The sequence below is a fragment of the Pseudomonas sp. P4795 genome (assembly GCF_048822895.1).
Classification (GTDB): domain Bacteria; phylum Pseudomonadota; class Gammaproteobacteria; order Pseudomonadales; family Pseudomonadaceae; genus Aquipseudomonas.
This window is the reverse complement of sequence record NZ_JBMFBT010000017.1, coordinates 1-21,763: the sequence shown is the minus strand read 5'-3', so window position 1 is coordinate 21,763 and position 21,763 is coordinate 1. Positions and strand designations below refer to the sequence as shown.

Below are 21,763 nucleotides of genomic sequence, written 5' to 3'. Positions count from 1 at the left end.
GCGCTCGGGAAACTGTCGGCTTTCCGATTGACCGAAAGTGGAGTGACCCATGTCCGAGCAAAGCCGCCAGATGACCCCTGAAGAAGCTGCTGAATTCACCGAGCAGGTATTCGACAAGGCGCGCGCCGGTGACGCAGAGATGCTTGATCGCCTGATCACCGCCGGTCTGCCGGTGAATCTGAGCAACAGCAAGGGCGACACGCTGTTGATGCTTGCCAGCTACTACGGGCATCTGGACGCGGTGCAAGTGCTGCTTAAACACAACGCTGATCCGGAGCAACGCAATGGCAGCGGCCAGAGCCCGATTGCCGGCGCGGCGTTCAAAGGTGATCTGCCGGTGGTCAAGGCGCTGGTAGAAGGTGGTGCGCAAATCGAAGGTTCTTCGTTCGACGGCCGTACCGCGTTGATGATGGCGGCGATGTTCAACCGCGTTGAAATCGTCGACTACCTGATCAGCCAAGGCGCCGACCCGAAAGCCAAGGATGCCAATGGCATTACCGCGCTTGATGCGGCCAAGACCATGGGGGCGGTCGATACCACGGCGCAGTTGCAGAAACTGCTTGGCTGAAGATTGTTAAAAGCTCGCAGCGTGCCGCAGCTCCTACATTGATCTTGTGTAGGAGCTGCCGAAGGCTGCGAGCTTTTGCTGTTTACGCTATCCTTCGCGCCCTAAAATCTCCCTGCAGGATCCGCCCACATGAAAGCCGCACTCGTCGAACTCATCAGCAAAATCAGCTCCGGCTGCATGGGCGAGGACGAGATCCTGAAGGTCGCCGACGAAGCAGCGCAGGCCTATGCCGATGCCGACGCTTTTCTGAGCGCCAATCCGGACATCAACTACGACGATGACTTCCCGATTCCATTGGGCGAATGGGTGGTGGTCGGCAGTCTGCCGGAGACCGTGCTGTTCCAGGCCGACACTTACGTTGATCTGTTCGCGCAGATCGTCGCGTCGTTCGGCCCGGGCGTCGAGTTCAACATCAAACCTAAACAACTGGCCAAGACCGAAGCGCTGACCGCACTCAACCGCATCCAGGTGCAGATGAGCAGCCTGAACAAGGAAAACGGCGGTTACACACTGGTCAACTTCAGCCAGTTGCTCGACGACGAGCTGCAAATGGTGTTGGTGCACGGCAACGACGTGCCACGCGTGCTGGAACTGTGCGCCGAAGTCGGCATCGCCGCCGCGCCGTCGCTGGAAGCCTTGAAGATCGCAATTCACGTCTGAACGCAATAAAAGGGAACCCTCGTCAGGCCCGTCTATCCTAAAGGTGCTTGCCACTCACAACGGAGCGACACCATGGGTTCCACGTTCAATGGCCTGATCGGCCTGATCATTCTCGCCCTCGACATCTGGGCCATCATCAACGTGCTGAAAAGCGGCGCCTCGACAGGCATGAAAATCGTCTGGGTGTTGCTGATCATCCTGCTGCCGGTGCTGGGCCTGATTATCTGGGCGATCGCCGGACCACGCGGGAATGTGCGGATCTGACGCTGATCCTGAGCACACCGCAACCCCCTGTAGGAGCTGCCGAAGGCTGCGATCCTTTGATCTTGCTTTTGAAAATCAACGTCAAAAGATCGCAGCCTGCGGCAGCTCCTACAGGGATTGCGGCATGCCGATGAACTGAGGTTCGACCTGTCATGTTCGGCAACGTAGAATGCGCGCCTTTCCCGGGCAATTGTCCCCACGATTGGCGCCCGCGCATTCATCGGAGCACTTCACCATGAGCGACATCAAGACCAGCGAATACCTGGAAACCCTCTACGAAGGCTACGGCCAGCGTTTTCGCATGGAAAAACTGCTGCACGAAGTGCGCACCGAGCACCAACACCTGGTGATTTTCCAGAACCCGCGCATGGGCCGGGTGATGGCGCTGGACGGCGTGATCCAGACCACTGAAGCCGACGAATTCATCTACCACGAAATGCTCACTCACGTGCCAATCCTCGCCCACGGCGCGGCCAAGCGCGTGCTGATCATCGGCGGCGGTGACGGCGGCATGCTGCGCGAAGTGACCAAGCACGGCGGTGTCGAGCACATCACCATGGTCGAGATCGACGGCACCGTAGTAGATATGTGCAAAGAGTTCCTGCCGAACCATTCCAAAGGCGCCTACGACGATCCACGTCTGAATCTGGTAATCGACGACGGCATGCGCTTCGTTGCGACCACCACCGAAAAATTCGACGTGATCATTTCCGACTCCACCGACCCGATCGGGCCGGGCGAAGTGCTGTTCTCGGAAAACTTCTATCAGGCCTGCCACCGTTGCCTGAACGAGGGCGGCATTCTCGTGACCCAGAATGGCACGCCGTTCATGCAGATCGAAGAAGTCAAAACCACTGCTGGGCGCCTGCGCAGCCTGTTCCCGGACTGGCACTTCTATCAGGCTGCCGTGCCGACCTACATCGGCGGTTCGATGACTTTTGCCTGGGGTTCGACCAACCCGGCCTATCGCAAACTGAGCCGTGAAACCCTGCAACAGCGCTTCATCGGCAGCGGCATCGTCACCCGTTACTACAACCCGGAAATCCACATCGGCGCCTTCGCCTTGCCACAGTACGTGCTGCAAGCAGTGAACAAGCCAAGCAACGACTAAACAAATCCTTGTAGGAGCTGTCGAGTGCAACGAGGCTGCGATCTGTTGATTTTGCTTTTAATAACCAAGATCAAAAGATCGCAGCCTGCGGCAGCTCCTACAGTAGGTAGCTTCTTTTTCAGCGTCACTTTGTGTAAACCTTTTGAACGATCATTCCTGACAAAAGTCGAGATAGAGGTAAGCCCATTTGCGGGTTTGATCTAGGAGGCTCCGATGTCCAAGTGGAAAGTCACTTTCGTGGATGATCATGGTGAAGTAGTCGACGAGGTCTTCGAGTGCGAAGAGTGCCCGGATCACGAGCACGCCGCCAAACTCATCAAGGAACGGTTCCTGCCTGTCGCCGCCGAACTGGATCTGAACGATCTGGAAGGCCGCACCACCGATGCCGGCGTCAAAAGTCTCAAGACCCAGAACAGCATTGAAATCCGCAGCATTACTCCCGTCTGAAATCTTTTTGTCACTTCAATCACCAGGCCTTGGCAGCGGCTCTATCTTGGGGCTACTCTGCAGGCGAGATCAGCGAAGAATCGCTAAGGTCTGGTCTTCTCAGCTACATGCTTGTGTCCCGTTGGCAATCTGTTGCCGTCGTACTTTGGCCGTCAGGCCGCTGCAGGGAATACGGAAAGTCTATCCATCAAATGTGAGGGGGACGATTCATGAGCACAGCCTATCAAGAAGACATCAGCAGCAGCGTGCTGCGCCGAATGAAGGAAGGCGGTTTCGATTTCTCCAGGTTTCATCCGATCGAGTTCTACGCACTGTTTCCGGACGAGGAGAGCGCGCGTACTGCCGCCGATCAGTTTTGCGGTGAGTCCATCAATGCACAGATCAGCGCGCGTGATGACGGCGCATGGTGTCTGGAATTGAGCAAAGTGATGTACGCCACCTACGGCGGCATTGGCGATTTCGAGCAGTACCTTGGCGCCGTCGTTGAACCGCTTGGCGGTATCATCGAAGGCTGGGGCGTGAAGCAGGAGGTGCGAAATCGGCATCGTCTGCATTGATCCCGCAACATCGACACTGAATAACGGCTGACCTTTGGGTCGGCCGTTTTTGTTTTCGGCGGCAGGAAATCTCTCGCGGAAAAACGCTGAAACAACAGTCGCCGGGCAGTGAAATCAACTCTGACTATGCTGGTGACAGGCGATTGCACTGCGTCGCAATGAAGCGGGGGCTGACGAGTTGGGGCATTTGTCGCACAGGAATGGTGCGGCGGTTGCAGCGTGAATATCCAACCGATTGAAATCAAAGCGTTTCTGCCGATGGCACGGGCCTTGCGAAGGCTCGTAGGTCCGGGTGACAAGGAGTACGGCATGATCCGCACCTATTTTGATGAGATGTACGATGCCGGCGGCGTGGTTCGCCCGCATTATCGGGAGTTCGCCCGTTGGCTGGCCGAGACCCCTGACGAACTGTTGGCCCAGCGGCGACGCGAGGCTGATCTGTTGTTCCATCGCGCCGGAATTACCTTCACGCTGTACGGCGATGATCAGGGCACCGAGCGCCTGATTCCGTTCGATACGATTCCGCGCAGCATCCCCGCCAGCGAGTGGCGGATCGTCGAGCGCGGCTGTATTCAGCGCGTCAAGGCGCTGAACATGTTCCTCGCCGACCTGTATCACGAGCAGCGCATCATCAAGGCCGGCATCATCCCGGCCGAACAGGTGCTGGCCAACGAGCAATATCAGTTGGCGATGCAAGGGCTGGATCTGCACCGCGATATCTACTCGCACATTTCCGGCGTCGATCTGGTGCGCGACGGCGACGGCACGTATTACGTGCTTGAAGACAATCTGCGCACCCCGAGCGGCGTGAGCTACATGCTCGAAGACCGCAAGATGATGATGCGTCTGTTCCCCGAACTGTTCGCCGCGCAACGCATCGCGCCCATCGATCACTACCCGAACCTGCTGCTCGACACTTTGAAAAGCTCCAGCCCGATCGATAATCCGAGTGTGGTGGTGCTGACACCGGGCCGCTTCAACAGCGCGTTTTTCGAACATGCATTCCTCGCCCGGGAAATGGGCGTCGAACTGGTCGAAGGCGCGGATCTGTTTGTGCGTGACGACAAGGTCTTCATGCGCACCACCGACGGCCCGAAATCCGTGGACGTGATCTATCGCCGGCTCGACGACGCATTCCTCGATCCGCTGGCGTTCAATCCGGATTCGATGCTCGGTGTGCCGGGGCTGCTGTCGTCCTACCGCTCCGGCAACGTGGTGCTGGCCAATGCGATTGGCACTGGTGTCGCGGACGACAAGTCGGTGTATCCGTTTGTCACCGACATGATTCGTTTCTATCTCGACGAAGAACCGATCCTGAAGAACGTGCCGACCTGGCAATGCCGCAACCCGTCTGAACTTTCCCATGTGCTGGCCAATCTCCCGGATCTGGTCGTCAAGGAAACCCAGGGTTCCGGTGGTTACGGGATGTTGGTCGGGCCGGCCTCGACCACGGCGGAAATCGACGCCTTTCGCGAGCGGATCAAAGCCAAGCCTCACGCGTACATCGCGCAACCGACGCTGTCACTGTCGACCTGTCCGACCTTTGTCGAAAACGGTATTGCGCCACGCCATATCGACTTGCGTCCGTTCGTATTGTCCGGCCGCGAAACCCGGGTCGTACCCGGCGGTTTGACCCGGGTCGCGCTGCGCGAAGGCTCTCTGGTGGTGAATTCCTCCCAGGGTGGCGGAACCAAGGACACCTGGGTGGTCGAGGATTGAAGGAAGCCTGTCATGTTAAGTAGAACTGCCTCGGATCTGTATTGGATGTCGCGTTACCTGGAGCGGGCGGAAAACCTCGCGCGGATGCTCGACATCAGTTATTCACTGTCGCTGATGCCGCAGGACGGCCGTGGCGACGGCCTGCACGAACTCGCCATGCCGCTGCTGATCACCGGCACTCTCGACGATTACCTGGAGCGCCACGGCGAGTTGCACGCCGAACGCCTGCTGCATTTCTTCGCGCTGGATGCGGCCAATCCGGCCAGTATTTACAGCTGCCTGGGCTCGGCGCGGGCCAGTGCGCACGCGGTGCGCGGACGAATCACCGCTGACATGTGGGAAAACATCAACGCCACCTGGCTGGAGATTCGCGGGATCGCCGAACAGGGCCTCAGCCGTTATGGCATGAGCCGCTTCTGTGAATGGATCAAGGAGCGCTCGCACCTGTTTCGTGGCGCGTCCTACGGCACGATCATGCGCAACGATGCATTTCGCTTCATTCGTCTGGGGACGTTTATCGAGCGCGCGGACAACACGCTACGCCTGCTCGACGCGCGTTATGAAATGGCTGGTGATCAGGCCGAAGCGGTCAGCGATGGCACCGCGCACGCTTACTACCAATGGAGTGCGTTGTTGCGCGCGCTGTCTTCCTTTGAGGCCTACACCGAGATCTATCGCGACGCACCCGGCGCCCGGCATGTCGCCGAGCTGCTGTTGTTGCGCGCTGACGTACCGCGTTCGCTGCGCGCCTGCACCGAAGAAATCGACCAGATACTCGCGCAGTTGCCGGGTGCCAATGGCCGCCCCGCACAACGGCTGGCGGCAGAGATGGACGCGCGCCTGCGCTACACAGGCATCAACGAAATCCTCGAAGAAGGCCTGCACGCCTGGCTCACCGAATTCATCCCGCTGGTGCGCCAGTTGGGCAACGCCATTCACAGTTCCTACCTGGAGGCTGCATGAGACTTTCCATAAGCCACGAGACCACCTATCACTATGAAGATAAGGTGCGGGCGAGCATCCAGTACCTGCGACTGACACCCCACGACAGCGAGCGCCAGCACGTGCTGAGCTGGCAACTCGACCTGCCGCGCCCGGTGCGCGCGCAGCTCGATCCGTTCGGCAACATCCTGCACGTACTGACCATGGACGAGCCGCACGAAGCGATCATCATCGGCGCTCGCGGTCAGGTCGATATCGATGAGTTGCGCGAAGCCGAACATGAGAGCCAGTCTGCGCTGCCATTTTTGCGCTTCACCCGGCTGACCGAAGCTGACGACGCCCTGCGCGGGTTTGCGCAAAAATCCTGCAAACAACGCCGCGACCGCACTGCGCTGATCGACTTGATGCATGGCTTGAATCAGCACATGACTTACACGCCGGGTTCAACCGAAGTTGATACCAGCGCCTCGGAAGCGTTCGCCGGGCGTGCCGGGGTTTGTCAGGATCACACCCACGCGTTTCTCGCCTGCGCGCGTAGTCTCGGGATACCGTCGCGCTATGTCTCGGGCTACCTGTACAGCGAAGATTGCGAGCACCTGGCCAGTCACGCCTGGGCCGAGGCCTGGCTCGATGACGCGTGGTACAGCTTTGACGTGACCAACCAATTGGCACGGCCGGAGCGGCACCTGAAACTGGCGGTGGGTCTGGATTATCTCGACGCTTGCCCGGTACGTGGCATGCGTCGGGGCGGCGGGTGTGAGCAGATGCATGCCAAAGTGTTCGTATCGCCCACCCCGATCATCTCGGTTCAGCAGCAATAGCACCGATCTGTAGGAGCTGCGGCACGCTGCGATCTTTTGATCTTGTTTCTAAAAACAGATCAAAAGATCGCAGCCTCGTTTCACTCGACAGCTCCTACGCGGTTTGTGTTGAGCGAAGATGTTTTGAACAAATTCAGGGCTTAATCTTGCGCCCAGCCATATGCTGCAAATACCCCAACAACGACTGCAAATCCCCATCCGGCAAAACCTGAGCGGAAAACCCCGGCATCTTTGCCTGTGGCCACTGACGCAAACTCTGCGGATCGCGAATGTAGCGCTTGAGAAAATCCGCCCCGAAATATTCGGTCGGGTTGTACGGAATGTTCAGATCCGGCCCAAATTGCGCATCCCCTGCGCCATTCAAGCGATGGCAGGCCAGACAGTTTTTCTGGAACAACGCAAAGCCCTGATTCACCGGGTCATCAGCCTTCAACGCGGGATCCGGCAGCAGGGCAGGGAAGCGCTCGGCCAACGGCGCCATGCGTTTGATACTCGCCACTTCGAACGGCCACTGCTCCGGGCTGATATTGCCGGCCTGCGGATCGGTCCACACCAGATAGAACGGTCCGGCGCTGTGCTTGCGTTCCGACAGCGGCGGCCACGGATCGGCCGGATCTTCGATCGCCAGCCAGGCTCGCGCACCTTGCGTATTGAGCAACGGTGCGGCGGTTATCTCCGCAGCAAAACCGTCCAGTGCGACAGCTTGCAGGTGATCTTGCGGTTTGATTCCGGTCAGCAGGCTGGCCAAAGGCACGGCGCGATAAGTCATGTCCTTTTTGTAGGACACGTCATTTTTGATGGTGAGGGTTTGTACCTGAGGATGCTTGAGCAACTCCTCGGTCTGCCAGGTGCGGATGGTTGCGCCCAGCTCCAGGTTCAGCTGTGCGGCAGACAAGGGCATGCTCAGCAGCATGGCCCCAAACACAATGAGCGCTTTCAAATGATCGTCGTCGATGTCGTGGAAGTGCCCAAAGGTTGGCACAGCCATACTAGTCCGGGTAGCGGACCAGGCACATTTTCGGTGGCGATAAAATACCTGCCGCTGGAATCAGCCGATGACCTTGGTCAGATTCGGCAAAATCAACAACAGCGTCGTGGCGAAAAGAATGAGGCCTGCTTGACGAACTTTCGGTTGCTTGAACATGGCTTGACCGCCTTTTTTGTTATTTCCTGATACTTGCCTGCATATCCATGACGGCAAGTGCTGCACTTCCTGTTTAGGTGCGCCTGCCTCGGCAAAACCCGACGACAACGGCGTACATCTTCACCTTAGAGCCCACGTCACACTTGGCTTAGATCCATTTCGTATGGATCTCAAGCACAAAGCGATTAAAAACACATGAGGCCCATTGCCAGCTTCTTTGTCGCCCTTTTGCTAGACCGCTCGCTGACCTGAACCGGTTCACCAAACGGCGGATGACCGTCCGTCTGAGCGTGCGCGTCAACGTCATTGAGCGCTGTGGTCATTGAATCCGCGACGTGCAAAGCCAAGAGTGGCAGCAAGTACTTCACTCACCGCACAGGTTCGAGGCCGTCATGACCCAAGCTTTGATATTCGACGCGTTACGCACTCCCCGTGGCAGAGGCAAGGCCGATGGCGCCCTGCACAGCGTCAAACCGGTCGATCTGGTGGCCGGGTTGCTGACGGCGTTGCAGGCGCGCACGGCGCTGGACACCAGCCAGGTCGATGACGTGGTGCTCGGTTGTGTTACGCCGATTGGCGATCAAGGCTCGGACATCGCCAAAACCGCTGTGCAAGTGGCCGATTGGGACGTCAGCGTTGCTGGAGTGCAGATCAATCGTTTCTGCGCTTCGGGACTTGAGGCGGTGAACCTTGGCGCGATGAAAGTGCGCTCGGGGTTCGAGGACCTGGTGGTGGTCGGCGGCGTCGAATCGATGTCGCGCGTACCGATGGGCAGCGACGGTGGGGCGTGGGCTCTGGATCCGGCGACCAACCTGCACGGGCATTTCACCCCGCAGGGCGTGGGCGCCGACCTGATCGCCACCATTGAAGGCTTCAGTCGGCAGGACGTCGATGCCTACGCGCTGTACTCGCAACAGAAAGCTGCGCGCGCCCGCGCGGACGGCTCGTTCAGCAAGTCGCTGGTGCCGGTGCAGGATCAGAACGGCATCATCCTGCTCGATCACGATGAGTTCATCCGCGCTGAATCGACCCTCGAAGGCTTGGGCAAGCTCAAACCGAGTTTCGAAATGATCGGCCAGATGGGCTTCGATGCCACCGCGTTGCGGGTTTATAGCCATATCGAGCGGATCAACCACGTACACACACCGGGTAACAGTTCCGGGATCGTCGACGGCGCGGCGCTGATGCTGATCGGCTCCGAAGCCAAGGGCCGTGCGCTGGGGTTGCAGCCGCGGGCGCGGATCGTCGCCACGGCGGTGACCAGCACTGACCCGACCATCATGCTCACCGGCCCGGCGCCGGCCACGCGCAAGGCGCTGGCGAAAGCCGGGTTGCGCGTTGAGGATATCGACCTGTTCGAGGTCAACGAGGCGTTCGCTTCGGTGGTGTTGAAATTCATCAAGGACATGGCGGTCGACCCGGACAAGGTCAACGTCAATGGCGGCTCGATTGCCATGGGCCACCCGCTGGGCGCCACCGGTTGCGCGATCCTCGGCACCTTGCTCGATGAACTGGAAGCGCGGCGCTTGCGCTACGGCCTGGCGACGCTGTGTGTCGGCGGCGGCATGGGCATTGCCACCATTATCGAACGCCTCTGAGCCCCGGACCTTAAGGAAAACTGTCATGACCCAAGCCATTCGTTACGAAAAAGGCCAGGACGGCATCGTGGTGCTGACCATCGACATGCCGGGCCAGAGCGCCAACACCATGAACGCGGTGTACCGCGAGGCCATGGCCGAGTGCGTTGCTCGCCTGGTGGCGGAGAAGGATGCGATTGCCGGTGTGATCATCACCTCGGCCAAGAAAACTTTCTTCGCCGGCGGCGACCTCAATGAGTTGATCAAAGTCGGCAAGCCTGAAGCCAAAGCCTTCTATGACATGGTGCTGACGCTCAAGGGCCAGTTGCGCACGCTGGAAACCCTCGGTAAACCGGTGGTTGCGGCAATCAACGGTGCGGCACTGGGTGGAGGTTGGGAAATCTGTCTGGCCTGCCACCACCGGGTCGCGCTGGACAACGCAGCGGTGCAGCTCGGCTTGCCGGAAGTCACTCTTGGCCTGTTGCCGGGCGGCGGCGGGGTGGTGCGCATGGTGCGCATGCTCGGCATCGAAAAATCCCTGCCGTATTTGCTCGAAGGCAAGAAGGTGCGGCCGCAGCAGGCGTTGCAGGCTGGTTTGATCGATGAACTGGCGGCGGATCGTGATGAGCTGATGGCGAAGTCGCGGGCATGGATTCTGGCCAATCCTGCGGCGGTACAACGCTGGGATGTGAAGGGTTACCAGATTCCCGGCGGTACTCCTTCGAATCCGAAAGTCGCGCAAATGCTGGCAATCGCGCCGTCGATCCTGCGCGCGAAAACCCAGGGTACGTTGCCGGCGCCGGAGAAAATTCTCTGCGCGGCAGTGGAGGGCGCGCAGGTGGATTTCGATACCGCGCATCTGATCGAAACCCGTTACTTCACCGAGTTGACCACCGGGCAGATTTCGAAAAACCTGATCGGCACCTTCTGGTTTCAACTGAACGAGATCAACGCTGGCGGCTCGCGTCCGCAAGGTATTGCGCCTTACGTGACGCAGCGCGTGGGCGTGCTCGGCGCCGGGATGATGGGCGCGGGGATTGCCTTCGTCAGCGCTTCGGCCGGCATTGATGTAGTGCTCAAAGACGTCAATATTGCTGCTGCAGAGAAGGGCAAGGCGCATTCAGCGGCGTTGCTCGACAAAAAAGTCGCTCGCGGCCAATTGACCGCCGAACAACGTGAAGCGGTGCTGGCGCGGATTCAGGTCACTGAAAGCGATGCCGATCTGGCGGGGTGTGATCTGATCATTGAAGCGGTGTTTGAAGATCGTCAACTCAAGGCCAAGGTCTCGGCGGCCGCGCAACAGGTTGTCGGTGCTGACGCTGTGATCGCCTCCAATACCTCGACCTTGCCGATCACTGGTCTGGCGGCTGCCGTACCGGATCAGAGCAAATTCATCGGTCTGCACTTCTTCAGTCCGGTGGAAAAAATGCCGCTGGTGGAAATCATCAAGGGCGCGCAAACCAGCGACGAAACCCTGGCGCGTGGCTTCGATTTCGTCCTGCAGATCAAGAAGACGCCGATTGTGGTCAACGACAGTCGCGGCTTCTTTACCTCGCGGGTGTTCGGCACCTTTACCAACGAAGGCATCGCCATGCTCGGCGAAGGCGTCAGCGCGCCGATGATCGAGACCGAAGCGCGCAAGGCCGGCATGCCGGTCGGGCCTCTGGCAATCTCCGACGAAGTTTCCCTCAGCCTGATGAGCCATATCCGTCAGCAAACGGCCAAAGACCTGCAAGCAGAAGGGAAACCTCTGATTGAGCACCCGGCCTTCGCCGTGATTGACTTGCTGCTCAACGAATACAAGCGGCCGGGCAAAGCCGCAGGAGGCGGCTTCTATGAGTACCCGGCCGGTGGCCAGAAGCATTTGTGGTCCGAGCTGAAAGCCCGTTTCGAAAAGGCTGACGGGCAGATTTCTCCGAAGGACGTGCGTGATCGACTGCTGTTCGTGCAAGCCATCGAAACCGTGCGCTGTGTGGAGGAGGGCGTGTTGACCTCGACCGCGGATGCCAACGTCGGCTCGATCTTCGGCATCGGTTTCGCCGCATGGACTGGCGGTGCGTTGCAGTTCATCAATCAGTACGGGGTGAAGGATTTCGTCGCGCGCGCACAATATCTGGCCGAGCAGTACGGTGAACGCTTCGCCCCGCCGGCGCTGTTGCTGGAGAAAGCCGCCACGGGCGAACTGTTCTGACGGGATGAACTGTGCAGTTCGGGGCTTGCCTTGCCGGGTGGTTTCAAGGCAGGCTCTGAGGTGTGCATTATTCCCATCACGTGTCAGGAATTTTTTATGTCGCTACGTATCTGCATTCTGGAAACCGACATCCTGCGTCCGGAACTGATCGATCAATATCAGGGCTACGGGCAGATGTTCCAGCGCCTGTTCTCGCAGCAACCGATTGCCGCCGAGTTCACCGTGTACAACGTGATGCAGGGCGAGTATCCGAGCGATGATCTGACCTTCGATGCGTATCTGGTCACCGGCAGCAAGGCCGATTCGTTCGGCACGGATCCGTGGATTCAAACGCTCAAGGAATACTTGCTGACCCGCTATGAGCGTGGCGATAAGCTGCTCGGCGTGTGCTTCGGCCACCAATTGCTGGCGCTGCTGCTCGGTGGCAAAAGCGAGCGCGCGACCAAGGGTTGGGGCGTTGGCATCCACAACTATAAACTGGCAGCCAAGGCACCGTGGATGAGTCCGGTGCAGGAAGAGCTGACGCTGTTGATCAGTCATCAGGATCAGGTGACGGCGTTACCGGAGAACGCCACGGTGATTGCTTCCAGCGATTTCTGCCCATTTGCGGCGTACCACATCAACGATCAGGTGCTGTGCTTCCAGGGCCATCCGGAATTTATTCACGACTACTCACGAGCGCTGCTGGATCTGCGTCAGGAAGCGTTGGGTGAACAGGTATATTCGAAGGGCGTGGCCAGCCTTGAGCATCAGCATCATGGCGCCACGGTGGCGGAGTGGATGATGCGTTTTGTGGCGCATAAGCCAACGGCTGTTTAACAGCAGATCAAAAGATCGCAGCCTGCGGCAGCTCCTACAGGGTTTTTGTGTAGGAGCTGCCGCAGGCTGCGATCTTTTGCTTTTATGCAGGCTGTTACAGCCAACCGGACTTTTTGAAGCTCGCCCACAAACTCACGCATCCCACGGTAATAAACCCCAATACACCGAAGTATCCGTAATGCCAGCTCAGCTCCGGCATGTTCTGGAAATTCATCCCGTAGATCCCGGCCACCGCCGTCGGAAATGCCAGAATCGCCGCCCACGCCGCAAACTTGCGCTGCACCACGCTTTGCCGTGAAGCCTCGAGCAATACGCCGATTTCGATGGTCTGGCTGGCAATGTCGGCCAGCGTGGTCAGGTCTTCCATCTGCCGTGTGACGTGGATCTGCACATCGCGGAAGTAGGGGCGCATGTTCTTGTCGATAAACGGGAAGCTGAGTTTTTGCAGCTCCTCACCGATCTCGACCATCGGCGCTGCATAGCGTCTGAGGCGCAACACATCCCGACGCAAGCCGTGGAGTTTTTGAATGTCGTATTCATTCAGGGCGCTGCACAGCACGTTGCGCTCCAGCTCATCGATCTCGGCATGGATCGCTTCGCCGACCGGTTGATAGTTCTCGATGACAAAATCCAGCAGCGCGTAGAGTACGAAATCTTCCCCATGCTCCAGCAACAGCGGCCGCGCCTCACAGCGTTGGCGGACCAGCGCGTAGGACGCCGAGTGGCCGTTACGCGCAGTAATGATGTAGCCCTTGCCGGCGAAAATATGGGTTTCGATGAACTGCAACACACCGTTCTCGCGCACCGGCGAATAGGTGACGATAAACAAAGCGTCGCCAAAAGTTTCGAGCTTCGGCCGACTGTGTTTCTCCAAAGCATCTTCGATTGCCAGTTCGTGCAGATTGAACTGGCGTTGCAGATTGGCCAGTTCCTGAGCGTCCGGCTCTTCCAGACCGATCCACACAAAGTGCCCGGTTTTCGCAGCCCAGGCTGCGCCCTCATCGAGGGAAATATTGGTGACTTTCTTACCGGCGCTGTAAACCGCAGCAGCAACAACTCGACCCATGGTGGTGGTTCACTTCTTATTGGCAGATGGCAGGGGAACACGGCTTCAGCTTAGCCGTGTCGATGCTTGAGAGTCAGTGAAATCTGCGCAGTTCACCCGGCAAAAGAAAACCCGCACAAAGCGGGTTTGGTTTTTTCATGCAGCCTGCAACTGCCGGTCCATCGCGGCGATGCATTCACGCATCTGCTCGCGGCACTTTTCGATGAGCATGGGCATGTCGTCCATGGTCAATCCCACTGTAGGAATTGCCGGCAGCGAGCGTATGAGAATTTCCCCGCTGCGCCAGCGGTTCAGGCGCATGTGCTTGACGTAGCTGCTGACACACACCGGAACAATCGGCACGCCGGCAGCAATCGCCATCTGGAATGCACCTTTCTTGAACGGCAGCAGATCTTCACCCAAATTGCGCGTGCCTTCCGGGAATACCCAGATCGAGGTGTCTTCGTGCTGCAAGGTGTGGGTAGTGGTAAGCATCGACTGGCGCGCCTTCTGCGCGTTGCCACGGTCGATCAACACATTGCCGGCCAGCCAGAACAACTGCCCGAACAACGGCACCCACTTCAGGCTTTTCTTGCCGATGCACACGGTCCGGCGCGGCACCACGTTGCCGAACACGAACAGATCGTAGTTGGACTGGTGGTTGGCGATGATCACGCAGCTGTCGGGCTTGTTCATCAGCGGCGCGACATCCGTCTTCACTCGCAGACGCAAAATGCACATGGCGGGCAGTGCATAGAGGCGGGCGCACAAACGGCTGTTGTCCGGATTGAAGGGGCGGCAAAGCCCGAGGAGCACACCGAGTACGCCAGCCAAAATAAAGTGCAGGCCCATCAACAACATACGAAACACAAACAGCATTCTCAGGCCCCACCGGCACAAAAGGTGGCGCAGTGTACGGATGTGCACTGTTTTCGGCAATTGCTGCTATAGAGTCTGGAGATAGGCGATGTTTAAGAGCATGTTTCCGACTTGAGTGTCAGACGCGTCGTAGAGCTGTTGCGGAGTTTTAAACCGGGCGCGTAAGAAAAAGCCCGACGACGGTCGGGCTTTTCTTGATCGGCTTTTACTTGGCTCAGCCGAGGTGTTCCTGATCCTGGATGATCGCGTTGTCCAGCGCTTCCAGAAGGGCTTTGCGTACCTTGAGCTTGGTGTTCTTGTGCGCGGTCATGTTGATCTTCTTCAACTGACGCGCTGCGGCCAAAGCGGCGCCTTGCAGCTCCTCGGCAGACACCACCTTGTCGAGGAAACCGGCATCCACTGCGCTCTGCGGATCAAACATCTCGCCGTTGATTACCGAGCGGTGGAAGGCCGAACGGCGCAGACGGTCACGCGCCAGCTCGATTCCAGCGTGGTGCATGGTCATACCGATCTGCACTTCGTTCAGACCAATGCTGAACGGGCCATCGACACCGATGCGGTAGTCGGCCGACAACAGAATGAACGCACCTTTGGCCACGGCGTGCCCAGGGCACGCGACAATCACCGGGAACGGGTGCGACAGCAAGCGACGGGCGAGGGTAGAGCCGGCAGTCACCAGCGCAACAGCTTCTTTAGGGCCAGTGGTCATCACCTTCAGGTCATAGCCGCCGGACAGAATTCCCGGCTGACCGGTAATGATCACGATGGCCCGATCAGTCACCGCCTGATCCAGCGCCGCGTTGAACGCTGCAATCACGTCCGGCGAAATGGCATTGACCTTGCCGTTGCTCAAGGTCAGGGTCGCGATACCGTCTTCGAGGTGGTAGGCAATCAGGTCGCTCATGACGCTATTCCTTATAAGAAAGATGAGCAGACGTTACCCACCACCGCAGGTCAGGTAAAGCGCTGTGACTGACCCGCCAGTCACCGTTTCGCGCTTCGCGCCGCACCGCTGAGGTATCGCCTTCTATATAGAAGCGTTGCGCCCACCGAAGAATGGCCGGTTTGCCATGGACCGAAGCCAGGTAAAACAGCTAAATCTCTTAAGCGCATGAAAATTCTGAAAAAAAGTTTGCCATCGCAAAAGCTTTCGACTACATTAGCGCGCCTCGACAGACGCAATGCGAATGACGAGAAACGGTGAAGTGTCCGAGTGGCTTAAGGAGCACGCCTGGAAAGTGTGTATACAGGAAACTGTATCGAGAGTTCGAATCTCTCCTTCACCGCCAAATTTGAAGCGACTAAACCCCTGAAAACGTTAAAGTTTTCAGGGGTTTTGTGTTTTCAGAGGGTCAAAAAAGACCCATATGGGAACGTCCGAGGGAATACCGTCTGCGTTCTACCCCGGAATGACCTGTACTGAAACACCCAACTTGCTTACGAAAAGGGTGAACGAAACCCAGATACCGCCTATTTGGCGCACGCCGCCCCCTTGGGAGTGGATCTGCTTTACGTGATAACTGGCGATCGAAAGCCCCGTCCGACTGACAGCGTCAGTGGCGACGTCGCTAAGTTTCTGGAGGTTTATCAGCAGGTCAGCGAAACGGATCGTGACGTGTTGTTCCGGATGGCGGCAGCCTTTGCAAAGGCTGCGAGCGTCGAAGTGTGAAGGGAAAGCAACTCACCTGATCAAACATAGTTCATGTGAGTGGAAGCAACACGCCGGCCACGATGGCCGGCTTTTTCATGGATATTGGAAGGAGCGCTACGAATGGCATTGAAACCCTGCAAGTCTTGCAAGCATCAAGTAGATACCTCTGCAAAAACCTGCCCAAACTGCGGTGTAGCAAACCCTGGCGTCACAACAGCGCAAACCCTTGGTGGCCTTGTCATTCTTGGCATCATCGTCGCAGTGGGCTTTTCGATGTGCTCGGGTGGAGGCAAAGACAAAACCGAAGAAAAAACTGCAAAGGTCGATGACGCCGTGTGCCTTAAGGATCTTCAGTGCATGGGTGACAAGTACACCGTCGCAGCAGGTGTGTATTGCAAAGACCCTATTGCACGCTTAGGTCAATATTCCGCCCGATGGACCGATGGCACCTTCGAGCCAAAGATGAGCCACTTCCGCTGGTTGAACAAGGAGAAGGGGACACTCACGTTCATTGGCGACAAGATCGAGTTTCAAAATGGCTTTGGTGCCTACCAGAAGCATATTTACGAATGCGACTTCAACCCACAGGATAATCAAGTGTTAGCCGTCCGTGCCGAGCCTGGGCAGCTTTGAAAGGACCATATTTGAAGGGGTAACCAGCACTTACATTTCTGAAGTGGTTTGATTCAGCAAGGGTGGTCGTCTGTGCGGCGATCTCATTCAAACCGGTCTCGAGAGTTTCATGAAGAGGCTGGTGGCACAGAAAAATGTGCTGAGGATGGGGGACTCCCGGGCGATGGCGGTGGTTGAGACCACCGCGCCCTTCACAAGGAAATGGAGTACGCAGGATGGAAAACCTTACCCCTTTGGAGCACCTCTTTTTGCAGCTTCTTGCCAAGCTGGATGATCAACAGCGACAGGATGTGCTGAGGATCATGGAGGCGTTTGTGCAGACATCGAAGTAAGGTGATAAGTGAAAAGTCTCGGCGATCCGCCGAGGCTTTTCGCAGTCGCGACTCACAGATTCCCCTGACAGCATCGCCCCGAGTCCTTCCGATATCCTGTCATTTGAATAGAGCGGCGTGGTCGCAACCTTTCATCGGCCTCACCCAGACAAAGAAGCGAAGTCCTACCAAGTGCGTGACGCTCGGGCTTTCCTTGAGCAAGCAGGAGTCATCCCGTGAACGTAATGAATTACAACGGCTATGCCGCGCGAATCGAATACAGCGATGAAGACGGCCTTTTCGTCGGCCACATCGCAGGTATCAAAGATATCGTGGGGTTTCACGGCGAGTCAGTTGCTGAGCTGCGAAAAGCCTTCCAGGAGGCCGTTACGGATTATCTCGATACCTGCGCCAAGCTCGGGCGCTCCCCGCAAAAACCCTATTCGGGCAATCTCAGCCTGCGCTTGGCCCCGGCGCTCCACGCGACAGTCGCTGTGAAAGCGCAGTTGGCGCAAAAAAGCATTAATCAATGGGTGGCTGATGTACTTGATCGAGAGGTGCATGCCTGAATAATCGCCAGTTTGCAGAGTGCTACCCGTCAACCACTTAGCTTTTCAAGCAAGTGGTTTACTATCGCCAACTTTTCAACTGCATAAGGATTGCCGCTCAAATGATCACCACCACAACCCACACTATCGAAGGCCGGCAGATCACCGCTTACCTCGACATCGTCAGTGCCGAATCGGTGCAGGGCGTCAACGTGATTCGTGACACGTTCGCCGGGATGCGTGATTTTTTCGGTGGGCGTTCGCAGACGTTGGAGCGTGCGCTTAAAGAAGCGCGTATTCAGGCTACGGATGAAATCAAGGAGCGTGCGCAGGCGTTGAACGCGGACGCGGTCGTCGGACTGGAGTTCGAGATCAGCATGCCGGCGGGCAAGGGCGGGATGGTGGTGGTGTTCGCTACCGGTACCGCAGTGAAGTTACGCTGATGCGCCCTCACCGAGCAGAGGTTTGCGATTGGTAGATTTCGATATTTCCATGTTTAAGTTGCTTGTAGGCTGTGTAGGGCAGGACCAGGGTGTCGGTCAGGCCGGAGAGCATGATGTCGAGCACAACCAGGCTCGCCGTCGGGGTGCCTTTCCAGCTTTTTTGCGGCAACTCCGGCGCATGCATGATGCAGAAGTCGTAACCCACGCCGCTGTAGACCCGCGAAATCGAGTCGCAGTAGGTTCGGCGTTTTTTTAGATCGTTGCCTGCCACCGAGTCGTCCTGCAACACGCTACTGACCGTGCCGCAGCCTGTTAGCGCGACTGTCATGAGTATCAAGCCAATACTTTTCGGGGTGATTGCCGTTGTCATGTTCGCGTTCCTTCGCGGGTGATGGTGTGTCACGCGGAAGTAAGGCTAGCTGAAAGAGGCCGTTGTTCCAGCGAACGGGCTGGTCGGCTCGTTTTTACCTAGGCCATTCGTCGGTCGCCAAGCAATCTGAACCACAGGTCCAGGAATGACCGACTAGTCTCAAAATTCTTGAAGGTTGATATTTTTCCAGGCAAATACGCTTGCCGGTATCGATCCGATCTTATGAAGGGGCGAAAAATGACTAATCCGTACATCGAACACGACGCGGCTGAATTTTCGGTTGATAACTGCGTGCATTGTGGTCAGACCGAATACCACGCCGGGTTTGGCGAGAATCCAGAGCAGAATGACAAGATCAAATCGGCAGTGCCCAAGGCGCAGAAAGCCAAGTTTTTGCCCAGAGTGTCGGCGCGATCCAGAAAATGAATCATCGGCGCCAGACCCCGTCATCGCACGGGGTTTTTTGTATCTAGCGTCGGGGCGTAGAAATTTCCTACAGATCGGTACACCTCGTTCGATTGTTTTCACAAACTTTTCACAGCCGTCGATCTAAGGTGAAGCCATCCGTTAGAAAGCAAGTCTCCAGCCCGTCTCCCCAGCGGGCTTTTTTTTGTCCGCGATAAAACCTTTTGCATAATCGCTGTCCAATTGGCGCCTGGTGCGCAGTGGTGTTGGACTTTGTCTGGACTTTACCGCCGTAACGGCATTCAATCCCCGCCCTTTGCTCATCCCTATTGTTGAGGTTTTCGTCATGCGTTTAACACTGCCTGCTCTGGTTCTCGGCCTTCTGGTCGCTCAAGGCGCAATGGCTGCCGGCGACGGCACGGCTGCGGTTGGCGGTGGTCTGGGCGGCGCGCTGGGTAACGTGCTCGGCCAGAAAATGGGTGGCAGCACGGGTGGTGCGATTGGTGCCGGTGTAGCAGGCGCAGCTGGCAGTGCAATGGCGGCACGCAAAGGCAGCCGGACGAAAGCGGCTATTGGCGGCGGTGTCGGCGCGGCGGGCGGTTCGGTGATTGGTAACAGCCTCGGCGGCCGTACCGGCGCGACCATTGGTGCTGGCCTGGGTGGTGCAGCCGGTGGTGCGGTCGGTAGCAATTTGTCGAAAGGCCACAAGCGTCATTAATCGAAATCGCGTACGAAAATGTCCGGCCTGATGTCTTTTTTTCATCGCTGAACGTTTGTCGAGTAAACAGCTCTAATGGCACATAGCCCACTGCGTGGGCATACCGTCCCGGTTCGGGAACTGTGAGGTTCAAATGCGTTTGACATTATCTGCACTGTTTTTCGGATTGTTTGTGGCTCAAGGCGCCATGGCCGCTGGCGATGGCACAGCCGCTGTCGGAGGCGGGCTAGGCGGTGCACTTGGCAACGTGATTGGCGGACAGCTCGGCGGCAGCACAGGCGCAGCGGTTGGCGCGGGTGTCGGCGGCGCGGCGGGTAGCGCAGTTGGCGCACGCAAAGGCAGCCGCACTGAAGCGGCGATTGGCGGCGGTTTGGGTTCGGCCGGTGGATCGGTGATTGGTAACAGCATTGGCGGCTCGACCGGCTCGACTATCGGCGCAGGTCTTGGCGGCGCTGCGGGTGGCGCTGTGGGCAGTAACCTCGGTAACGATGACGGCAAATCCCACTCTGGCAGCGGCCACAAGCACAAGCACAAGAACAAACACAAGAATCGGCATGACTGATTAATTGTCGAATCTCTGGAAACCCGGCGTGATGCCGGGTTTTCTGCATCTGCGATTCGGAGATCGGAACGTTTGGGCGCGGGGACTTTCGAACTTTATACATTCCCGAACAATGTGAGGCATGCCATGAACGCAGAGACTGAAGGCAAGGAAGAGAAGGGCCCGAGCGGAGTGCCGTTTATCAATGATCCGGAGAAGCGCGAGCTGAATGATCCTGGGAATGAAGATCCGGGGTCGCTGATGGATGATGCGACGGTGCCGCTGAATGATTCTGATGAGGCGGATATGGAGTATGACGAGGATGAGGATGAGCAGTGATTGGTGAGTGGGCGTGTTGAGTAAGGTAAATGAGTGAGCTTCGAGTCAAGGGCCTGTGAATCAGGCCCTTTGGAAGGTAACTAAAACCCAATAAACCTATCTCCCATCATTACTCTGGTAGCTATTGATTTTTCAATGAGGGAGCATTATTCGCCTGCAGCGACATGAGCCATGAATTATAGAATTTCTTTTGGTCTTCGATGTTGTTAGTTAGGTCGTGCTCTTCGTAATCAAAAATACGTACGGTGTCGCCTTCTTCGGCGGTGCATCCCATTCTGATTTCGTACGCAACTAAACCGCTTGCCATCTGCGAAGTCATGCGAGAAGGGTGCACATTTATTTTTGCGCCTTTGCACAAAAATATGACATCTGGAAAGTCTCCCCTGATCTTTCCAAAGCACACATACAGATCTTCAGCTGTGCGAGTACTTATAGAGCCGTCCTTCATTACAACGCAGAGAGTTTTTGCGTTTCTATTAATTTCTATGGTAGCGGTATCACGTTTGCGGCCTTTAATGATTTCAATTTGGATTTTTTTCATAATCATTTCCTAAACGGATTGGGTATGGAATATCCCTTGTAATTACCGTCCTCGGTGACAGGAGTGACCCCAACGATATCCCTGTTGCTGATGCCGCCAGGAATTGCTATTTCTATTTCACGCCGGTGTGGCGACATCGCTCCCAGCTCTTTGTTGACGTCGATACCACGAATATTTTTTAGGATGTAAACGTATCCGTCGTCAAATCCGTGGCCTGTTGCAAATTTAATGGCTTCTTTTTCCGAGACCGAAGTGCTAACGAACCAGCTTGCAGGACTTTTGTTATCCAAAGCATGTAAATACAAGTCTTTGCTGTCGCCCCATGGTTCAAATCCCGCCTCAAACACATCCCAAGGCTCCCGATCATCGCCACGATACAGATAATAGTTTTCAGATTGTGTAGCAGGAAGTTTCGGTTCGCCCTCCTGCACTTTGGTGCCACTTACATCCCCCGGCACCGCGCAACCCGGCTTGTTCGGCGGCGGACAGTTAGAGCTTAGCCCCAGCGGATCCACCCAA

Annotated in this window: 27 protein-coding genes, 1 tRNA gene and 1 pseudogene; 22 read left to right on the top strand and 7 right to left on the bottom strand. The window is 57.2% G+C overall.

From position 1 onward, the window contains the following. The first annotated feature begins 49 nt into the window (after window positions 1-49). The 9 genes from ACOI8A_RS27650 (at window position 50) to ACOI8A_RS27610 (ending at window position 7,089) form a co-directional block, all read left to right on the top strand. On the top strand, window positions 50-568 hold the full coding sequence (locus tag ACOI8A_RS27650; RefSeq protein ID WP_420650431.1) for an ankyrin repeat domain-containing protein: 519 nt from the start codon (window positions 50-52) through the stop codon (window positions 566-568). Between the two features lie 129 nt (window positions 569-697). Further along, complete coding sequence (locus ACOI8A_RS27645; RefSeq protein ID WP_420650432.1) at window positions 698-1,228, top strand: hypothetical protein; 531 nt, start codon at window positions 698-700, stop codon at window positions 1,226-1,228. Between the two features lie 72 nt (window positions 1,229-1,300). Then, a complete protein-coding gene (locus ACOI8A_RS27640) occupies window positions 1,301-1,492 on the top strand; it encodes a PLDc N-terminal domain-containing protein (protein WP_016773784.1) in 192 nt (63 codons plus the stop codon). A gap of 235 nt (window positions 1,493-1,727) precedes the next feature. Then, window positions 1,728-2,603 (top strand): polyamine aminopropyltransferase, encoded by an 876-nt coding sequence (speE, locus tag ACOI8A_RS27635; protein ID WP_420650433.1) that lies wholly within the window; start codon window positions 1,728-1,730, stop codon window positions 2,601-2,603. A gap of 213 nt (window positions 2,604-2,816) precedes the next feature. Next, window positions 2,817-3,050 carry a hypothetical protein gene (locus ACOI8A_RS27630; RefSeq protein ID WP_420650434.1) on the top strand — a complete coding sequence of 78 codons (234 nt, stop codon included), beginning with the start codon at window positions 2,817-2,819 and terminating at the stop codon, window positions 3,048-3,050. A 209-nt stretch (window positions 3,051-3,259) separates the two neighbouring features. Further along, entirely contained in the window at window positions 3,260-3,607 is a 348-nt protein-coding gene (locus tag ACOI8A_RS27625; protein ID WP_420650435.1) for a ribonuclease E inhibitor RraB, read from the top strand. Between the two features lie 309 nt (window positions 3,608-3,916). Further along, the gene (locus ACOI8A_RS27620) at window positions 3,917-5,326 is read left to right on the top strand and encodes a circularly permuted type 2 ATP-grasp protein (protein ID WP_420650436.1); all 1,410 of its coding nucleotides are present in this window, start codon (window positions 3,917-3,919) and stop codon (window positions 5,324-5,326) included. 12 nt (window positions 5,327-5,338) lie between these two features. Continuing rightward, the gene (locus ACOI8A_RS27615) at window positions 5,339-6,289 is read left to right on the top strand and encodes an alpha-E domain-containing protein (protein ID WP_402808353.1); all 951 of its coding nucleotides are present in this window, start codon (window positions 5,339-5,341) and stop codon (window positions 6,287-6,289) included. Then, window positions 6,286-7,089 carry a transglutaminase family protein gene (locus ACOI8A_RS27610; RefSeq protein ID WP_420650437.1) on the top strand — a complete coding sequence of 268 codons (804 nt, stop codon included), beginning with the start codon at window positions 6,286-6,288 and terminating at the stop codon, window positions 7,087-7,089. Before ACOI8A_RS27615 ends, ACOI8A_RS27610 begins: the two co-directional genes overlap by 4 nt. A gap of 133 nt (window positions 7,090-7,222) precedes the next feature. On the opposite strand, the gene ACOI8A_RS27605 is transcribed toward ACOI8A_RS27610, so the two are convergent. Continuing rightward, window positions 7,223-8,044, bottom strand: a complete 822-nt coding sequence (locus ACOI8A_RS27605; RefSeq protein ID WP_420650458.1) for a c-type cytochrome — start codon at window positions 8,042-8,044, stop codon at window positions 7,223-7,225. Between ACOI8A_RS27605 and ACOI8A_RS27600 the strand changes: the two genes are divergently transcribed. From ACOI8A_RS27600 to ACOI8A_RS27585, 4 genes are all read left to right on the top strand, one after another. Beyond that, window positions 8,030-8,263 carry a hypothetical protein gene (locus ACOI8A_RS27600; RefSeq protein ID WP_420650459.1) on the top strand — a complete coding sequence of 78 codons (234 nt, stop codon included), beginning with the start codon at window positions 8,030-8,032 and terminating at the stop codon, window positions 8,261-8,263. The two genes, ACOI8A_RS27605 and ACOI8A_RS27600, sit on opposite strands and share 15 nt — an antisense overlap. Window positions 8,264-8,625: 362 nt before the next feature. Then, the gene (locus ACOI8A_RS27595) at window positions 8,626-9,831 is read left to right on the top strand and encodes an acetyl-CoA C-acetyltransferase (RefSeq protein ID WP_420650438.1); all 1,206 of its coding nucleotides are present in this window, start codon (window positions 8,626-8,628) and stop codon (window positions 9,829-9,831) included. Window positions 9,832-9,856: 25 nt separating this feature from the next. Further along, entirely contained in the window at window positions 9,857-12,001 is a 2,145-nt protein-coding gene (locus ACOI8A_RS27590) for a 3-hydroxyacyl-CoA dehydrogenase NAD-binding domain-containing protein (protein ID WP_420650439.1), read from the top strand. A gap of 96 nt (window positions 12,002-12,097) precedes the next feature. After that, window positions 12,098-12,820 (top strand): amidotransferase, encoded by a 723-nt coding sequence (locus ACOI8A_RS27585; RefSeq protein ID WP_420650440.1) that lies wholly within the window; start codon window positions 12,098-12,100, stop codon window positions 12,818-12,820. A 94-nt stretch (window positions 12,821-12,914) separates the two neighbouring features. Here ACOI8A_RS27585 and ACOI8A_RS27580 read toward each other — a convergent pair whose 3' ends face one another. The 3 genes from ACOI8A_RS27580 to ACOI8A_RS27570 form a co-directional block, all read right to left on the bottom strand. Beyond that, entirely contained in the window at window positions 12,915-13,886 is a 972-nt protein-coding gene (locus ACOI8A_RS27580) for a magnesium and cobalt transport protein CorA (protein WP_420650441.1), read from the bottom strand. A 135-nt stretch (window positions 13,887-14,021) separates the two neighbouring features. Continuing rightward, on the bottom strand, window positions 14,022-14,744 hold the full coding sequence (locus ACOI8A_RS27575; protein WP_420650442.1) for a 1-acylglycerol-3-phosphate O-acyltransferase: 723 nt from the start codon (window positions 14,742-14,744) through the stop codon (window positions 14,022-14,024). 214 nt (window positions 14,745-14,958) lie between these two features. After that, window positions 14,959-15,648 (bottom strand): crotonase/enoyl-CoA hydratase family protein, encoded by a 690-nt coding sequence (locus tag ACOI8A_RS27570; protein ID WP_420650443.1) that lies wholly within the window; start codon window positions 15,646-15,648, stop codon window positions 14,959-14,961. A gap of 295 nt (window positions 15,649-15,943) precedes the next feature. On the opposite strand from ACOI8A_RS27570, the gene ACOI8A_RS27565 reads away from it, so the two are divergent. The 5 genes and pseudogenes from ACOI8A_RS27565 (at window position 15,944) to ACOI8A_RS27545 (ending at window position 18,330) form a co-directional block, all read left to right on the top strand. Then, window positions 15,944-16,033 (top strand) — tRNA-Ser (locus ACOI8A_RS27565). A gap of 482 nt (window positions 16,034-16,515) precedes the next feature. Then, window positions 16,516-17,028: a hypothetical protein gene (locus tag ACOI8A_RS27560; protein ID WP_420650444.1), complete on the top strand. Its 513-nt coding sequence runs from the start codon at window positions 16,516-16,518 to the stop codon at window positions 17,026-17,028. A gap of 443 nt (window positions 17,029-17,471) precedes the next feature. Continuing rightward, window positions 17,472-17,579 (top strand): annotated as a pseudogene (locus ACOI8A_RS27555) (type II toxin-antitoxin system HicA family toxin); the annotation flags it as partial. Further along, window positions 17,576-17,908 (top strand): type II toxin-antitoxin system HicB family antitoxin, encoded by a 333-nt coding sequence (locus tag ACOI8A_RS27550; protein ID WP_420650445.1) that lies wholly within the window; start codon window positions 17,576-17,578, stop codon window positions 17,906-17,908. The pseudogene ACOI8A_RS27555 and the gene ACOI8A_RS27550, both read left to right, overlap by 4 nt. A 101-nt stretch (window positions 17,909-18,009) precedes the next feature. Further along, the gene (locus ACOI8A_RS27545) at window positions 18,010-18,330 is read left to right on the top strand and encodes a YbjQ family protein (RefSeq protein ID WP_420650446.1); all 321 of its coding nucleotides are present in this window, start codon (window positions 18,010-18,012) and stop codon (window positions 18,328-18,330) included. Between the two features lie 7 nt (window positions 18,331-18,337). Here ACOI8A_RS27545 and ACOI8A_RS27540 read toward each other — a convergent pair whose 3' ends face one another. Then, the gene (locus ACOI8A_RS27540) at window positions 18,338-18,700 is read right to left on the bottom strand and encodes a YceK/YidQ family lipoprotein (RefSeq protein ID WP_420650447.1); all 363 of its coding nucleotides are present in this window, start codon (window positions 18,698-18,700) and stop codon (window positions 18,338-18,340) included. A gap of 237 nt (window positions 18,701-18,937) precedes the next feature. Here ACOI8A_RS27540 and ACOI8A_RS27535 point away from each other — a divergent pair, with 237 nt between their 5' ends. The 4 genes from ACOI8A_RS27535 to ACOI8A_RS27520 all read left to right on the top strand — a co-directional run bounded on the left by ACOI8A_RS27535 (window position 18,938) and on the right by ACOI8A_RS27520 (window position 20,703). Beyond that, window positions 18,938-19,126, top strand: coding sequence for a hypothetical protein (locus tag ACOI8A_RS27535; RefSeq protein ID WP_420650448.1), 189 nt, complete (start codon window positions 18,938-18,940; stop codon window positions 19,124-19,126). A gap of 325 nt (window positions 19,127-19,451) precedes the next feature. Further along, complete coding sequence (locus ACOI8A_RS27530) at window positions 19,452-19,823, top strand: glycine zipper domain-containing protein (RefSeq protein WP_420650449.1); 372 nt, start codon at window positions 19,452-19,454, stop codon at window positions 19,821-19,823. Window positions 19,824-19,956: 133 nt separating this feature from the next. Beyond that, window positions 19,957-20,385 carry a glycine zipper domain-containing protein gene (locus ACOI8A_RS27525; protein ID WP_420651505.1) on the top strand — a complete coding sequence of 143 codons (429 nt, stop codon included), beginning with the start codon at window positions 19,957-19,959 and terminating at the stop codon, window positions 20,383-20,385. 126 nt (window positions 20,386-20,511) lie between these two features. Further along, the gene (locus tag ACOI8A_RS27520; protein WP_420650451.1) at window positions 20,512-20,703 is read left to right on the top strand and encodes a hypothetical protein; all 192 of its coding nucleotides are present in this window, start codon (window positions 20,512-20,514) and stop codon (window positions 20,701-20,703) included. 121 nt (window positions 20,704-20,824) lie between these two features. Here ACOI8A_RS27520 and ACOI8A_RS27515 read toward each other — a convergent pair whose 3' ends face one another. Then, window positions 20,825-21,244, bottom strand: coding sequence for a hypothetical protein (locus ACOI8A_RS27515; RefSeq protein ID WP_420650452.1), 420 nt, complete (start codon window positions 21,242-21,244; stop codon window positions 20,825-20,827). 2 nt (window positions 21,245-21,246) lie between these two features. After that, the coding region (locus tag ACOI8A_RS27510) for a scabin-related ADP-ribosyltransferase (protein WP_420657949.1) at window positions 21,247-21,763 on the bottom strand (517 nt) is incomplete at its 5' end.